We start from the raw sequence: 922 nt of genomic DNA on the forward strand, positions 1-922 counted from the left end.
GGGCTTGCTGAAAAAGTCATTCTGTAAAAACTGGATCACAGACTTCTCTGAATCTGCATCCTTTTATTTATGCGATCGCCAATTGCCATTGATTCGGTTGTCGCCGTGTTCGATGTAATTCAAAGCCACCCTTGAGCCAGAACAGAACCTCAAAAAAGACAAAAAGAAGGTGCTGGAGCCACCGCTCCAAGTTCATCACCAAGAAGGTGATAGCAATCGTACATTCAGCCGTGGAAGCAAGTTTTGCCATGACTCGACCTAAGCTAAAGCGGCGCTTGCCTTGCCCAAACTTACCTTCTATCTGATTGCGAACCGCGGCATCGGCTCGGACTTGTTTGCGGATTTCTGCTGCATCTTGCGCCTTGGGTCTACCGAGCGGTTTGCCGCTTAATCGAATGCCACGTTCACGGCAGAAGGCACGATTGGCACGAGTGCGATAGATTTGGTCGGCATGAACCGATTCGGGATAGTGTCCAAAGCGTTGCTTAAACTGTTCGACTTGAGTGATGAAGTCCCCCGACTCGTTGAAGTTATCCCAACTGAGACGGTCGAGAAAGACATTGCCATCGACGCAACTTGCCGAGAACTTCGCACCAAACTCGACTGGAGTGCCTGCCTTGCCTCGAACTATCGGACGGATATGGGGTTGTGACAGACTGACAATCCGGTCATCAATGCGATGTTGGCGTTGGTCATACATCGATTGCTGTTGTCGGTACAACTCAGCAATCACCAGCAGCTTGCGATACAACTGTTTGTCCAATGCCGATAAGGTGGCTCCAGCTTCGACTAACGCATCAATGTGAGCGAGGTTGCGCTTGACATAGCTCAATTGCTTGCGAATTGCTTTGCGCATTGTCTTGCCCTGAGCTTTGCGTTGCTTGGTGACGCTCAAATAGGCTTGACGTGCCTCCTGCCGATA

1 protein-coding gene is annotated in these 922 nt (G+C 50.2%); it reads right to left on the bottom strand.

Going from position 1 to position 922, the window contains the following annotated elements; translation table 11 throughout:
- Nucleotides 1-67 precede the first annotated feature (67 nt).
- Nucleotides 68-922 (bottom strand): transposase (locus ACQ4M5_RS41795; protein ID WP_430681699.1); only part of this gene is annotated, 855 nt, incomplete at its 5' end.

This window comes from Leptolyngbya sp. AN10 (assembly GCF_050565645.1).
Taxonomy (GTDB): Bacteria; Cyanobacteriota; Cyanobacteriia; order Leptolyngbyales; family Leptolyngbyaceae; genus Leptolyngbya.